The 14,548-nt window shown below is 44.5% G+C and carries 12 protein-coding genes and 1 pseudogene; 1 reads left to right on the top strand and 12 read right to left on the bottom strand.

What is annotated here, in order from left to right:
- Nucleotides 1-282: 282 nt before the first annotated feature.
- From NR125_RS28635 to NR125_RS28580, 12 genes and pseudogenes are all read right to left on the bottom strand, one after another.
- Nucleotides 283-1,068, bottom strand: coding sequence for an SDR family oxidoreductase (locus NR125_RS28635; protein ID WP_071156091.1), 786 nt, complete (start codon nt 1,066-1,068; stop codon nt 283-285).
- 12 nt (nt 1,069-1,080) lie between these two features.
- Nucleotides 1,081-1,854 carry a class I SAM-dependent methyltransferase gene (locus NR125_RS28630; RefSeq protein WP_071156093.1) on the bottom strand — a complete coding sequence of 258 codons (774 nt, stop codon included), beginning with the start codon at nt 1,852-1,854 and terminating at the stop codon, nt 1,081-1,083.
- Nucleotides 1,855-1,973: 119 nt separating this feature from the next.
- The gene (locus NR125_RS28625; protein ID WP_071156095.1) at nt 1,974-2,951 is read right to left on the bottom strand and encodes a quinone oxidoreductase family protein; all 978 of its coding nucleotides are present in this window, start codon (nt 2,949-2,951) and stop codon (nt 1,974-1,976) included.
- Between the two features lie 25 nt (nt 2,952-2,976).
- Complete coding sequence (locus NR125_RS28620) at nt 2,977-4,752, bottom strand: acyl-CoA dehydrogenase family protein (protein WP_256816746.1); 1,776 nt, start codon at nt 4,750-4,752, stop codon at nt 2,977-2,979.
- Complete coding sequence (locus tag NR125_RS28615) at nt 4,753-5,499, bottom strand: 2-phosphosulfolactate phosphatase (RefSeq protein WP_009334367.1); 747 nt, start codon at nt 5,497-5,499, stop codon at nt 4,753-4,755. It abuts the gene before it with no gap.
- Nucleotide 5,500: 1 nt separating this feature from the next.
- Entirely contained in the window at nt 5,501-6,574 is a 1,074-nt protein-coding gene (locus NR125_RS28610) for a phosphotransferase family protein (RefSeq protein WP_256816743.1), read from the bottom strand.
- A gap of 61 nt (nt 6,575-6,635) precedes the next feature.
- Nucleotides 6,636-7,013 (bottom strand): annotated as a pseudogene (locus tag NR125_RS28605) (acyl-CoA thioesterase); the annotation flags it as partial.
- Between the two features lie 11 nt (nt 7,014-7,024).
- Nucleotides 7,025-7,909: a 3-hydroxyacyl-CoA dehydrogenase family protein gene (locus NR125_RS28600; protein ID WP_009334365.1), complete on the bottom strand. Its 885-nt coding sequence runs from the start codon at nt 7,907-7,909 to the stop codon at nt 7,025-7,027.
- A gap of 95 nt (nt 7,910-8,004) precedes the next feature.
- Nucleotides 8,005-8,568 carry a TetR/AcrR family transcriptional regulator gene (locus tag NR125_RS28595; protein WP_009334364.1) on the bottom strand — a complete coding sequence of 188 codons (564 nt, stop codon included), beginning with the start codon at nt 8,566-8,568 and terminating at the stop codon, nt 8,005-8,007.
- 51 nt (nt 8,569-8,619) lie between these two features.
- Complete coding sequence (locus NR125_RS28590; RefSeq protein WP_256816740.1) at nt 8,620-10,233, bottom strand: long-chain-fatty-acid--CoA ligase; 1,614 nt, start codon at nt 10,231-10,233, stop codon at nt 8,620-8,622.
- 27 nt (nt 10,234-10,260) lie between these two features.
- The gene (locus tag NR125_RS28585; RefSeq protein WP_009334362.1) at nt 10,261-11,034 is read right to left on the bottom strand and encodes an SDR family oxidoreductase; all 774 of its coding nucleotides are present in this window, start codon (nt 11,032-11,034) and stop codon (nt 10,261-10,263) included.
- A 17-nt stretch (nt 11,035-11,051) separates the two neighbouring features.
- Nucleotides 11,052-12,260 carry an acyl-CoA dehydrogenase gene (locus NR125_RS28580; protein ID WP_009334361.1) on the bottom strand — a complete coding sequence of 403 codons (1,209 nt, stop codon included), beginning with the start codon at nt 12,258-12,260 and terminating at the stop codon, nt 11,052-11,054.
- A 340-nt stretch (nt 12,261-12,600) separates the two neighbouring features.
- Between NR125_RS28580 and NR125_RS28575 the strand changes: the two genes are divergently transcribed.
- Nucleotides 12,601-14,250 (top strand): M14 family metallopeptidase, encoded by a 1,650-nt coding sequence (locus tag NR125_RS28575; RefSeq protein WP_071156103.1) that lies wholly within the window; start codon nt 12,601-12,603, stop codon nt 14,248-14,250.
- The last annotated feature ends 298 nt before the right edge of the window (nt 14,251-14,548 follow it).

Here is a 14,548-nt window from a genome sequence, read left to right as displayed (position 1 = left end):
GGTTTTTCGATTTCTCTGTCCGAAGTTGTACCGGGTTCGGACTCTCACTCCGGGTTTTTCGATTTCTCTGTCCGAAGTTGGCCCAGGTTCGGACTCTCACTACGGGTTTTTCGATTTCTCTGTCCCAAGTTGGCCCAGGTTCGGACTCTCTCTCCGGCTTTTTCGATTTCTCTGTCCGAAGTTGGCCCAGGTTTGGACTCCCACAACAGGTTTTTCGATTTCTCTGTCCGAAGTTAGTCCGGGTTCGGACTCTCACACTAGCTGCACGAACAAAAAAACCTGCTATAATGCTTTCACCATCCCGCCATCGACCAAAATGGAGCTTCCCGTCACATAGCTGCTTGCGTCGGAAGCCAGGAAAGTTACGACGTTCGCAAACTCTGCCGGGGTTCCATATCTGCGCAGCGGGATATTGCTTTTGGCTCTTTCTGTAACTTCTTCTTTGGAGATGTTTTGCCGGTCCGCGTTATGCTGATCCAGGTAATCAACCCTGTCTGTCGCAATCCTTCCCGGAGCTACTGTATTGATTAAGATATTATAAGCTGCCAATTCCTCAGAGAGTGTTTTGGTCATTCCGACAATGCCCAAACGGAATGTATTCGAAAGCAGAAGGCCTGGTATCGGCTGTTTAATGCTTGAAGAAGCAATATTAATAATCCTGCCGCCATTTTTCTTTAATTCGGGAAGCGCCTCCCGGATCAGCCTTACATGGCTTAATAGATTTAATTGAAACGCTTTTTCCCAATCTTCATCTGTCAGGGATTCAAACGTTCCCCCGGGAGGTCCCCCGGCATTATTGATCAAAATATCGATTCCGCCAAGTGTTTCAGCTGTATATTTGACTAACTGTTTGATATCTTCCGGATTGGTAACATCTGCACGGTGATACTCAACATCAACATTATATTGGTCACGGAATTCCTTTTGAACAGCTTGCAGTTTTGCTTCATCCCTGCTTGTAATCATCACATTGGCGCCTTCCTGTGCAAGCTGTGCCGCAATTGCTTTACCTAGTCCCTGGCTTGAAGCCACTACTAGCGCTTTTTTATTTTTCAGGTTTAAATCCATCACCATTTCCTCCTATTGTTTCACGCAAAGTGCCATCCATTCATCCACTTTAAAGGATTGCACCCTGCCATCATGAAATTTGATTTGAAAGTAATCTGCAGCAGTTCGATCAGCCTGCAAAATATAATCTTCGACTGACTTAATCTGTTCGTCACTTTCGGCTGTCCGCCTTACCCAGGACGGGAATTCAAATATTTTCTTTCTGCTCTTCGAGTTCGTTTCATGCAGCCCTGAAGCAGCAAATAGCTTTCTCCACTCTCCTGTCGACAAACACCGGCAATGACTGTCATCCCGCAATTTCTCAACAGTGTTCATAAAGCCAGCCAGCTCTTTTTCTTCAGGTGATACGTTATCGATCAACAGGAAATGACCGCCTGGTTTTAATACCCTCCCGGCTTCCGAAATGAACTTTTCCGGATTGGGAAAATGATGGGGGGCTATCCGGCAGGTTACGGCATCAAAGTACTTATCCAGAAATGGCAAATCTTCAGCATCCGCGAGGACATACCAGATATTTTTAAAGCTTTCCAGATGGCGTGCAGTATTGGCCAGCATTTCTTTTGTCAAATCAGCAGCGAAGACCTGGGAAACAAAAGGTGCCAGACTTTTGGCCACATGCCCTCCTCCTGTGGCGATATCCAGCACCACCCAATCTTTCTGCGGATTCAGAGTTTGAACGAGCTGATTAAGCTCAGCCGCATCTCCATGAATTTTGCTTGTCACATATTTTTCTGCATTTTTACCGAAAGTATTTTGTACCTTTTTCTTTACCTCGTCCTTTTCCATATAAATCACCCTCATCAAAAATAGGATCAGCTCTACTATTTATGTTCTATATAAATCCCTATATTCCTGTCAGTTTAATAGAAAAAGAGCCTGCCACATGGTAAATGGCAGGCTTCCGATTATCTTGCAGGTACAAGAATAAGCTTTCCTTTTGTTTGCCTCGACTGCATCCGCTCATGTACCTTGGCAGCATCCTCCAGAGGATGGATTTCCCCAATTGTCAGCTTCAGCTTTCCTGCAGCTGCATATGTCAATAATTCCTTCATACTCGGCTGCAGCAGTTCGGGTTTTCTCATAATCTGCGGAAGGAAAAATCCGATGACTGATTGGTTCCGACCCATTAGGGATGACGGATAAAACCGGCTTTGCTCCCCGCTTGCCACACCATATATGACAAGGCGGCCAAAGGTGGCAAGGCATTTCAGAGTTTTATTAAAAATTTCCCCGCCTGCCATTTCGAGTGCAACATTCACACCTTTTCCGCCTGTTGCTTCCAGCACTTCATTTTCCCAGCCTTCTTTTGTGTAGTTTACGAGAACATCCGCACCCATTTCTTTCGCAAGCTGAAGTTTTTCATCGGTGCTGGCAGTGGCGATGACGGTACCTGCACCGAATAATTTTGCGAGCTGAACAGCAAGTGTTCCTACACCGCCTGCCGCTGCATGGACAAGGACGCTTTCACCCGCTTCAAGTCTGCCCATCGTTTTTAGTATATGATAGGCACTCAAGCCCTGCAGAGGCAGAGCAGCAGCCAGGTTGAAATCCAATCCTTCCGGCAGGGGAATCAGCCCTCTTTCATCAGCTAATAAATACTCCGAGTAGCCGCCTGATTCAATTAACGTAACCACTCTTGTGCCAACAGGAATTTTCGCATCTTCACCTGCTGCAGCGACAACACCTGCCACTTCAGCACCAGGAATGAACGGCAGAGGTGTCGGCACGACGTATTGCCCTTCTCTTCTTGCGGTATCTGCATAGTTCACCCCAATGGCATGAACCTCAATTAATACTTCACGTCCTGTCGGCTGAGGCCGGTCAACCTCGATTAAGTTAAGGACTTCAGGTCCTCCATACTCTTTGAATTGGATGGCTTTCATTTTAAAACACTCCTTCTCTATATATCTAGCAGCAATACTCGCCTTTATCATATACAAGCTCAGCGATCCTTCTGTTTCTCGCACTTTCCTTCCCAAAGGAACTGAACCTGCCGCATTCTCGGATGACTAATCCGATCAACTGATCTCTTTTCCCTTCAGAAGCCAATTCTGACACAAGCTGACGGGATAGTCTTTCTGCATCCCATATCGCACCTTCGATAAACGTTCTTGTCTGAAGAATCTTCAATTCTTCTTTTTCTTCACCATTTTCCTGAATAGCTTTATAAGTACGATAGACAGCCGATTCTGAAGCATAAAGGGCAATGGCCAGATCGGCGAGCTTCATAAGTGCTTCCTGTTCATGAGCAAGTGAGCTGCCAAATGCTTCGTAAGCGAGTCCGGCGTTTAACAGGAATAGGTTTCTCATCGTATCAACCGCTGCTCTTTCTTTCTCAAAAATGCCCTGGCCGATTGGTTCAGGTTTGCTCAACTGAACAACAGCCTCCTCCACTCTTGCGGCTAAATCGATATCACCCTTCAATGCTTTACGGAAAAGGTGTGTAGGAATCAGCAGTCTATTAATCTCATTTGTTCCCTCAAAAATACGGTTAATGCGGGAATCACGATACATTTGTTCCACTCCGTATTCCTTGATGAATCCTGCTCCGCCATGAAGCTGCAGTACTTCATCTGCCGCATAGTCGAGCGTTTCCGATCCAAACACCTTGCAGATCGCACATTCTGTGGCATATTCGCTCATTCTTTTTCCAATAAGTTTTAAATCAGATGAATCGTATAAGTCTGCTAATGATTCTTCCAGCAGGTTTGCAGTACGATACTGCAGTGATTCAGCAGCGTAAATTCTACCTGCCATTTTTGCGATTTTTTCCTTGGTAGCTGGAAAATCACCAATGGATTTTCCAAATTGCTTTCTTTCCCCTGTGAATTGTATAGCTTTCTTCAATCCGGTTTTGGATGCCCCCATGCAGGCAGAACCTAAATTGAAGCGGCCCAGATTCAGGACGTTCAGAGCAATAATATGGCCTTTGCCCACTTCGCCAAGCAACTGATTGGCTGGCACAGGACAATCTTCAAAAATGACCGATCTTGTTGAAGATCCTTTGATGCCCATCTTATTTTCTTCCGGACCAAGGGAAAGCCCTGGTGTATCGCGCTCAACGATAAACGCGGTAAAATGCTGGCCATCCACTTTAGCGTAAACAATAAACGTATCTGAAAATACAGCGTTAGTAATATAAATTTTGGTGCCATTTAAGATATAATGTGTTCCTTCCTGATTCAGAACAGCTGTTGTCTGGGAGGAAAGTGCATCTGAACCTGCGTTCGGTTCTGTCAGGCAGTAAGCCCCAATGTACTCCCCAGAAGCAAGCTTCGGCAAATATTTTTCTTTCTGCTCCGGTGTCCCAAAGTAAGTAATAGGGAGGGTCGCAATACAGGTATGGTTGGAGTGGGCTACCCCATAACCGCCTGTTGAGGCAATGCTTTCACCGACAATCCCCTTACTGATTTTATCCAGGCCCAGACCGCCGTATTTTTCAGGGATGCTATGTGCAAGCAAGCCAAGTCCCCCCGCCTTCCTCAGCAAATCCGTAACCAGCTCAAAGTCCTGGTTTTCAATCCGGTCCTTTTCAGGCTGTACCATTTTTTCAGCAAATTGTTTAGCGGTTCTGCCAATCAAGATATGCTCATCTGTAAAATCTTCTGGTGTGTATAGTGTTTCAGGAATAAGCTTTGTGAACAAAAAACCCGCACCGCGATTAGCTGTTTTTACTTCTTCCATTTACGGATTCACTCTCCTTCTAAAGCGGTCTGATGGAACCGCTCTGCCATTTTTCAGAATGGGAACAATCGCTTCCATGTCAATCTGTGATGCGAACTCTAAATCTTCTGCCAGCCCGTGCCGGGCAAAAAGCCTGCCTACCCTGGATGATGACAGAATGTCAAATGCGCTTCCTGATGCACCCCGGTAAAAATGCAAAGCAGCTTTTGCAGAATCAGTCATATTCCATTGATCATGATCGGTTAAGCAATCGATAAAGTGCCCTGCACCGTAAAAGTCCTCCAAACTGAGTTCCCCCGAATTTCCTGAGCATACAACGATGACTGTCTCAGCTTCTCCCTTTACGGATTCTGCAACTGCCCGATTGTTTAATAGCGAGCTGATATAGACTTTTGAGGCACAGGCTGATTTTCTTAAAGCTACCGTTCCATTTGTTGTTGTCAGGATCAGTTTCCTGCCATCTATCACTTCACGGATGCGGCTCGGAATGGGATACACGCATCCTTCAATCGGCTTCCCATGAATCTCGCCGGCAAGGACAAATGTCTCCGGCTTCATGCCTGCTGTAACAGTCATCCCTTCCGTAACATCCAATACAGGGATGACTTCTGCAGCTCCTTCTGAAAGAGCTGCAGTAATCGTCGTGGTCGCGAGAAGAATATCCAAAACGACAGCCACTTTACTGCTTTCTCTTAATTTCTCTTCTGAAATATCCTCTTTCTTTAAAATCACATGAACTTTTTTCATCTCAGTTTTTCTCGTTTGCAGCCTTTACAGCATGTTTCAGGAGCACTTTAACAAATGTATGGAATTGTGAAAAACGAGCATCGCCTGTTTGGCCTTTCTTGTAGCGATAATAGATTTGCTGGCAAATGACGGCGAGCTTGAAGTAAGCAAATGTTAAATAAAAATTCATGCTGCTGAGATCTCGGCCAGTCTTTTTAGCATATGCCTTCATAAATTCTCTGCGCGAGTAAAAGCCGTTTAGAACAGTTACTGGCGGTTTGCCTAAGCCAAACTTCAGCAGATCTGGATCATCCCCCTGAATCCAATAGCTCATCGCTGCACCAAGGTCTGCCAGCGGATCGCCAACAGTTGCCATCTCCCAGTCAAACAGGCCTGCCATTTCTGTCAAATTTTCATTAAACATTGCATTGTTCAGTTTGTAATCATAATGGATGATGGAAGGTTCCGGACTTACTGGGATATGATTGGTCAGCCACTTTTTCAATGTATCCGCCTCAGAAACTTCCTCCGTCTTGGCCCGTTCATACCGGCCAATCCAGCCATGCACCTGCCTTTCCATAAATCCATCAGGATTGCTGATTTCAGCTAAACCTGTCCTTTTATAGTTAATGGAATGAAGTTCGGCAAGTTTATCAACCATAATTTGAGACAGCCCTCTGCAAACTCCCTCGTCTGGTGCAACTCCTTCAGGGAATGAGGTATCTAAAACAATTCCATGCCTTCTTTCCATAATGAAAAAAGCTGCACCGGCAATTTCTTTATTATATGTGAAAAGAAGCGGCTTCGGAGCTTCCTTGAAAAAGGGGCTGATCTCAGAAATCACTCTGAATTCCCTCTCCATGTCGTGAGCTTTCGGTGCAACAGGTCCAAGCGGAGGCCTGCGGAGCACAGCTTTCCATTCTCCCATTTTCAGCTGATATGTCAGGTTGGAGTGGCCAGTGGAAAACTGCAGAATCTCGAGTGGTTCATTTGGAAGGTTCCCAATCTCGCTCCGCAGGAATTTTTCCAGTGCAGCTGTATTTAATTGTTCCCCTTTTCTCACAGGAATGGTATCCTGGCTCATTTGCTGGGGCATGTAACTCCTCCTTTTTAAACGAAAATTCAGTTTCTTTAAGTTTAAGTTCCGAATTTTGGTTAAGACCTTCGCGAAGAAGATCAGGTATGACAGCACTCTCCTGTTTGCTGAAATCAAAATAGACGATGATGGCGCTCCCTTTGGCAATGAGACCGCCCGTCTGGCTACAGACAATTTCATGGTTCAGCTGAAAGCTTTTCCTGCCGATTCTTGATACCCACGTTTTTACCGTAAGGATTTGGTTAAAATACCCCTGGCTTAGAAAGTCGCACTTAGTGGAGGCCAGGCTAAAGCTCCAATTTTTCACATCCATGCTGTAGCCGAGTGTCTCGAAATACTTTACACGCGCTTCTTCAAGATATATAAAATAACTGGTATTGTTGATATGGCCAAGTGCATCAGTCTCGCAAAACCTCACTGTTACCTGCATTTCGTGCATGGTGCCACCCCTTAACTCTTAATCTTACTCGAATGATATTCGTACCACCCCTTGCCTGTCTTTCTGCCTAATTCTCCCTTTTCCACTTTTTCAGCAACACAGGCAAACGGTTTATCGGCAGGATCTCCCGTCTCCCGATAACGCTGATCCATTACATAATAGGCGACATCGAGTCCGGATAAATCCATAAGCTCAAAAGGGCCAATTGGGTGATTCAATGCTTTCCGGCAGATGACATCAATATCTTTATAGTCTGCAATTCCCTGTTCAAACAGAGCCACTGCCTCTTTTTGGAGCGCACCGAGAATGCGGTTTGCTACGAATCCGGAAATTTCCTTTTTCAAAAGGACGGCTGTCCTATTGATTTTTTTACAGACTTCCATAGCTATTTGGGCGGTTTCTTCAGATGTCTGTTCACTCATTACTACTTCCACACAATCCATAACGAGAGGCGGGAAGAAGAAATGCATATTAACAACTTTTTCTGGCCGCTCCGTTTTACCAGCTATTAGACTATTCACGATTGTTGAACTATTGGTCGCAAAAATGGCATGTGGATCAGCATACTGCTCCAGCTTGCTGAAGACCTCCTTTTTTACATCAAGTTTTTCGGTTACTGCTTCAATAATCAAGCCGGAATTCCTTACACTTTCTTCAAGGCTGGTGGAAAAGCGCAGCTTATTAAATGCAGAAGCTTTAGCATCTTCGGCAAGTTTCCCCTTGGAGACCCATTTAGACATAATCGTTTGAAGCTTTGCCTCAGCATCCTGCAATGCGTTTTCGTTCAAATCCTGGATAATTGTTTCAAATCCTCCAAGCGCACAAAGCATTCCGATCTGGTGGCCCATCTGCCCGGCACCGATAACCGTAATTTGCTTAATATCATTTACATTCATCTTTTCTCCTCCTCATACTGACCAGTAGGTATGTTGACAGTAAGAGAGGCTGTAAGACTGCCTCTCTTACGATGAAAAATGGAATTCGCGGATATCTATATCTCAATTCCTTTTAAAATCATTTCCGTAAATATCTCCGCCACTTCCCGGTCAGAAATAGATCCATCCGGATTGAACCACTGATAGCTCCAGTTAGTGACGCCCAGGATGCCAAAGGCAATAATCGGAGAGTTGAGATTCGCACGGAACTCTCCGTTCTGTTTGCCTTCTTCTATTAATTTTTCGATATTCAGCCTGAACTGATCTCTTTTCGGAATGATTTCCGATAAACTTTCGTCACTGAGGTTGCGCATTTCTCTAAAAAAGACTTTCGCGCTGGCTCCCTGTGTTTTGATATTGCTGAGCAGCATTTGGACAATCGCAAAGAGTTTTTCTTTGCTGGATTTTGAATCATCCCCGAGGATTTCGTGCTGATTGTCCAGCATGTCATCAATGTAGCGAAGATGGATGTCCATCAAAAGTTCTTCTTTGCTGGAAAAATAGTAATAAAACGTCCCTTTCGTCACACCAATACTGTCGACAATATCCTGTATTGATGTCTCGCTGAAGCCTTTCTGATCAAATAGCCGGATGCTCTTTTCAGTAATTTTTTCTTTCAATGTTAGTCCCCGCTTCTGTTAGAAAATATCGACAGAATTATATCATAAAAATCAGTGGCTCCGGACCTCATCCCGCAAAGCCCGGCGAAGGATTTTTCCGACATTTGTCTTTGGAAGCTCCTGGCGGAATTCTACGGCCGATGGAATTTTATAGGCAGCCAGGTTCTGCTTGCAATATGAAATGATATCTTTTTCGCTTGACGATTTGCCAGCTTTCAGTACGATGAAAGCTTTTACTGTTTCACCCCGGTACGCATCCGGGACACCAATGACTACTGCCTCCTGAACTGCAGGATGCTCATAGAGCACTTCTTCGATATCGCGAGGATATATATTATATCCGCTTGCAATAATCAGGTCTTTTTTACGGTCGACAATATAAAGGAAACCGTCATCATCCATTCTTGCAATATCACCTGTGTAGAGCCATCCATCCCGTAATGTGACGGCCGTCTCCTCAGGCATATTCCAATATCCTCTCATGATCTGCGGTCCCTTGATGATGACCTCTCCGAGTTCTCCATTCGGAACTTCTTCTGTTCCTGTGGCCAAATCGACTACTTTATAATCAGTTGAAGGAAAACCAATTCCGACACTTCCAGGCTTTCGTTCTGAAAAAGGAGGATTGCAGTGGGTTACTGGGGAAGCTTCGGATAAACCATAGCCTTCGAGTATTTTGGCTCCTGTCTTTTGTTCAAAATCGCGAAGCAGTTCGACAGGCATTGGCGCGCTTCCGCTATTGCAGGTTTCAATGCTGTCAATGCCATATTCCTCTGCACGCGGATGATTGGTGATAGCCACATACATGGTTGGAACACCCGGAAATACAGAAGGCTGCTCATTTTTAATCGTATTAAGCACTTCCTCCAAATCAAAGCGAGGCAATAAAATAGATTCATTGGCGGTATAAATGGCAAAGTTCATGCAGGCAGTCATTCCAAAAACGTGGAACAGCGGAATGACGGTTAAGAATTTTTCCCCGCCTATTTTGGTTCTTTCTTTAAAAAATTCATAGGACTGAACCACATTTGCGAGAACATTGTAATGTGTCAGCATGGCTCCTTTAGATCGGCCGGTTGTACCGCCCGTATATTGAAGGACGGCTATTTCCTGTTCAGGCTCAATGTTTACCGGGGTGAATTGTCCTTTGCCTTCATGTAAAAAACCATCAAAGGTTTTATCAGGAGAAAAATCTGCATTTGATTGCTGGAGACTGACAACAATTATATTACTTAATTTCGTTTTGCTCTGTACTCCTTTTACGCGTGGATATAACGCATCAAAGACGATAAGTGTCTCAGCACCCGAATCATTCATAATATACTCTATCTCGCGCTCAACCAGCATCGGGTTTACTTGAGTAACGATCGCTCCCGCTGCAAGGGTGCCATAATACGCAATTACATATTGCGGGCAATTGGGCAGCATGATGGCAACACGGCCGCCTTTTTGGACACCATTTTTCTGCAGTGATGCAGCAAATCCATAGACGGCTTTTTGAAGTTCCGCATAAATCATTTTTCGGCCATAAAAAGATAAAGCTGTATTCTGCGGATACATCGCTGTCACTTCCTGCAGCATCTCAGGCATCGACTTGCTGGGAATGCTAACATCGGCTGCAATTGATTCAGGATAGTGGGCATGCCAGGTTTTCTTCTTTCTCATTATTAATCCCTCCAAAATTTGCCGTTTTTACATTGCATGTGTTCCGCCATCGACAATTAATACGTCTCCCGTCACATAATTTGAAGCATTGGAAGCCAGGAACAAAGCGGCGCCTTTCAAATCGTCAGCAGAACCAAAGCGTCTGAGAGGTGTCGCCTCCAGAATTGGATTTTTCCCATGCTCAATAATCGCTGCTGACATTTTAGTAGGGAAAAACCCTGGGGCTATGGCATTCACATTGATGCCATACCTGCCCCATTTTACAGCCAGATCCTTTGTCATCGTAATAACAGCGCCTTTGCTTGTGTTATATCCGATCGTATCCATCACCCGGGGATCAGTACCGCCGAGTCCGGCAACAGAGGCAATATTAATGATTTTTCCGGACTTTTGCTCAATCATGATCTTACCTGCAGCCTGGCTCATTAAAAACGTCCCTGTCACATTCACATTGATAACTTTATGCCAGGCTTCAAGCGGCATTTCTTCGGCAGGTGCTCCCCAGGTGGCACCGCTGTTATTGACAAGAATATCAATGCTTCCAAATTCCTTAACCGTTCCTTCGACCACTTTATGGACGTCCTCGGGTTTGCTTATGTCGCAGGATAGAGCTAAAGTTTTCACGCCAAGTTTGGCGAGACGATCAGCTGTTTCCTGACATGCCTCCACCTTTCTTGAACAAAGAACGATATTCGCCCCTGCCTCGGCAAAGCCTTCCGCAATCTGGGCACCGAGCCCTCGGCCTCCTCCAGTAATCAGTGCCGTTTTCCCGGTTAGGTCAAATAAATCCATTACGTTCATATGGCTCCCCGCTTTCCCTATTGGTATTTTTTCAACTCAAGCTTAGCAATCTGTGCCCGATGGACCTCATCTGGCCCGTCTGCCAGCCTCAACGTCCTGGCATTTGCCCACAAGGCCGCAAGCGGAACATCGTCAGAGACTCCTGCTGCGCCAAAAGCCTGAATCGCCCGGTCAATTACCTTAAGTGCCATGGATGGAGCCACGACTTTGATCATAGCAATCTCTGTTTTCGCCGCTTTATTTCCGGCTGTATCCATCATATGGGCCGCTTTAAGCGTTAATAGTCTTGCCTGCTCAATTTCAATTCGGGAATCCGCAATCCATTCCTGGATGACTCCCTGATTAGAGAGCGGTTTTCCAAAGGCGACGCGATTTTGTACACGCTTACATAGTTCTTCAAGAGCACGCTCTGCTGCCCCTATTAGCCTCATGCAATGATGGATGCGTCCTGGGCCAAGCCTTCCCTGCGCAATGGCAAATCCTTTCCCTTCACCCCAAATCATATTTTCAGCGGGAACTCTGACATTGTCGTATGTAATTTCAGCATGACCATGGGGAGCGTGATCATAGCCAAACACCGGAAGCATCCTCTCTATTTTTACTCCTGGCGTATCAAGTGGAACAAGAATCATAGATTGCTGTTCATGTCGGCTGGCTGCTGGATCGGTTTTTCCCATGACGATCGCTATCCTGCATCTCGGATCTCCCGCCCCTGAGGACCACCACTTCCGACCATTAATGACATACTCCGTACCTTGCCTTTCAATCCGTGCTTCAATATTTGTAGCATCAGAAGAGGCAACATCCGGCTCTGTCATTGAAAAACAAGATCGTATTTCCCCTTCTAAAAGAGGCTGCAGCCAATCACTCTTTTGCTGATCGGTGCCATATCTTGCGAGCACTTCCATGTTTCCGGTATCAGGTGCATTGCAATTGAAAATCTCCGGTGCAATCATGGAACGCCCCATAATTTCGCAAAGTGGAGCATAGTCCACGTTCGTGAGACCAGCCCCATACTCGCTTTCCGGTAAAAATAGGTTCCATAGCCCAGCATCTTTCGCCTTGCGTTTCAACTCTTCCATAATGGGCGGAATAGCATTCCAGCGGCTTTTCTGTTCATTCAATTGCTGTTCATACAGAGTTTCGTTCGGATAAACGTTTTCTTCCATAAACACATTTAATTTCCTTATGAGCTCCTGTACTTTTGATGAGTAAGAAAAATCCAAATTCCATCCCTCCTTCACTTACTGACCGGTCGGTATGTTACAAATTTAGTATAAACAATCTCGGAAAAAATTCAACTTATTTTCAGAAAATTTATAATTTTATTGTTTTCCACTCCCAGCCAAAGCACTGTTTTTATCGAGTAAAAGCTAGGGAATTTTCGCTAGTTACCTGCCATTCTATTTCGTTTTCCGAATAATATTAGAACTAAGCACCTACAATTCCTTCTTTTTAAACAATTCATCCATTAAACTCCTCAATTTATACTATTCAAAATTTTTTGACACTTAAACATTCTTCATCTATTATTGATTTGAAATTAGAAGAGGAGGAAATTAGCCGATGAAAAAACTAGTAAAAAAACGCACTATTCCTGTACTCCTGTCTGCTGCATTATTGGCTGCACCTGCAGTTCAGGCAGAAACTCCCTATTACGGGAAATCATACAGCCAGCCTGAACAAGTAAGACACCTCTTTCCTGAAATTGAGGTGATAGACAACACTCCTGCCTTTTCAAGGGACGGTGATGCTTTTACTTCTCAAGAAGAAATGATGGCCTACATAAAACAGCTCAAAGCTAAAAGTCCTTACCTAACTGTTAAAACAATCGGAACCTCTCAAGAAGGCCGTGAAATACCTGCACTTTATTTCACAAAGGATAAGCATATTAGGTCGGGCTATTTATCAAAAAAGCCGATTGTATGGGTTCAGAGCCAGATCCATGGCAACGAGCCTGCCAGCGGTGAATCTATCCTGGCCTTGGCCAACAGACTTGCCGGTGAATTGGGCAAGGAGATTTTGGACGATATCAATGTGATCGTTATTCCAAGGGTAAATCCTGATGGCTCTTATGATTTTAAAAGACAGCTGGCCGATGGGCTGGATGGAAACCGTGATCATATAAAACTTGAATCTCCAGAAGTACAGGCCATTCATGAAGAATTCAATAAATATTCACCTGAAGTGGTGATTGATGCTCATGAATATTCTGTTTACAGCAGTGCTTTTAATCAAGTTGGTGAACAGGGCGCTTTGAAGTACCACGATATTCTGATCCAGTCTGGCCGGAACCTCAATATCCCTGAAAAAATCCGTCAAGCATCTGACAGTTTATTTGTCGAGCCTGCCATGGAAGAGCTTGAGAATAATGGTATTTCCGCAGAAATTTACTATACAGCAGGCCTGGATGACCAAGGTGAAATTGAAATTATCGAGGGTTCCACTGAGCCAAGAATTGGCCGGAATTCATTCGGACTTCAGCCAGCATTCTCCTTCCTCGTAGAAAGCAGAGGCATTGGCATCGGCCGTGAAGATTTTGCGCGCAGAGTGAACGCCCAAATTGCCACTCATGAAAGCATTCTTAAGCAAACGGCCAATCATGCAAGACAAATTAAAAATCTAGTAGCATTAGAAAGACTTAATCTTATCAAAAAAGGCTTAATGCCAAATGACAATGATCCAATAATCATTGATAGCGAAAATAAAGAACTGGAGAATGAAACACTGGAAATGGTAGACATAGCAACGGGCACTGTTCAGGATATCCCAGTTAAATACTTAAGTGCTACTGATGCAGAACCAACATTGGTAAGGGATAGACCTACCGCCTATTTAATAAAGCCAGGTCATGAGGAAATCGCTGAAAAATTAATGGATCAAGGTTTAAAGGGCTTTAGACTTCCGAAAAATGTCAGCCTTCCAGCTGAAGCCTTTACAGTAACTTCTAAGGAACCGGCAGGGAATTATGAACACAGGGAGCTTGTTGAGGTTGAGACTGAGGTGACTAAGAAGGACATCACCTTCCCGAAAGGAACTTATGTATTTCTGACCGCACAGCCTCAAACAAATCTGCTTTCCCTGTCGCTTGAGCCTGAATCAGTAGACAGTTATACGACCTTCGGCTACGTCCTTTCTGAAGTTGGGCAGGAATTGCCGATTTACCGCTTCACCATTGATCCGAAGAAATCAAACATGAAACCGTTTATGAAATAAAAGAAAAATGACTGACGCATCATGATAATTAGTTCTGTTTGTGTGAAGAAACTTTGTAAATAGTATATAAATTAGCATATCAATTTGTAATTGATATGCTTCAGTTTGTAGACAAAAAGAGTTCGGAATAGTCTCATTCCGAACTCTTTTTTTCATTTTTTGTAGGACTTCAAGTAATTACAGAGAATTGCAGACCTCTCCGAGGTTATCATTTAGGCCATTTCTGGACCTTGCCAAGTCCAGTTGGCCATTTTCTTCAAATTCATGGCAGCGAAAGTAAGCATCGCCTGCATCGACA

Origin of the sequence: Cytobacillus sp. Bac17 (genome assembly GCF_024519925.1) — a bacterium.
GTDB classification, from domain to species: Bacteria; Bacillota; Bacilli; order Bacillales; family Cytobacillaceae; genus Cytobacillus; species Cytobacillus pseudoceanisediminis.
Note: the sequence above shows the minus strand (reverse complement) of the source record. Positions and strands in the feature narration are given on the sequence as shown.

Bases quoted from the DNA above. Each gene is read 5' to 3' on its own strand.
- NR125_RS28620 (WP_256816746.1), bottom strand. From the start codon at position 4,752: ATGGAAGAAGTAAAAACAGCTAATCGCGGTGCGGGTTTTTTGTTCACA.
- NR125_RS28615 (WP_009334367.1), bottom strand. From the start codon at position 5,499: ATGAAAAAAGTTCATGTGATTTTAAAGAAAGAGGATATTTCAGAAGAG.
- NR125_RS28610 (WP_256816743.1), bottom strand. From the start codon at position 6,574: ATGCCCCAGCAAATGAGCCAGGATACCATTCCTGTGAGAAAAGGGGAA.
- NR125_RS28630 (WP_071156093.1), bottom strand. From the start codon at position 1,854: ATGGAAAAGGACGAGGTAAAGAAAAAGGTACAAAATACTTTCGGTAAA.
- NR125_RS28635 (WP_071156091.1), bottom strand. From the start codon at position 1,068: ATGGATTTAAACCTGAAAAATAAAAAAGCGCTAGTAGTGGCTTCAAGC.
- NR125_RS28585 (WP_009334362.1), bottom strand. From the start codon at position 11,034: ATGAACGTAATGGATTTATTTGACCTAACCGGGAAAACGGCACTGATT.
- NR125_RS28600 (WP_009334365.1), bottom strand. From the start codon at position 7,909: ATGAATGTAAATGATATTAAGCAAATTACGGTTATCGGTGCCGGGCAG.
- NR125_RS28590 (WP_256816740.1), bottom strand. From the start codon at position 10,233: ATGAGAAAGAAGAAAACCTGGCATGCCCACTATCCTGAATCAATTGCA.
- NR125_RS28575 (WP_071156103.1), top strand. From the start codon at position 12,601: ATGAAAAAACTAGTAAAAAAACGCACTATTCCTGTACTCCTGTCTGCT.
- NR125_RS28625 (WP_071156095.1), bottom strand. From the start codon at position 2,951: ATGAAAGCCATCCAATTCAAAGAGTATGGAGGACCTGAAGTCCTTAAC.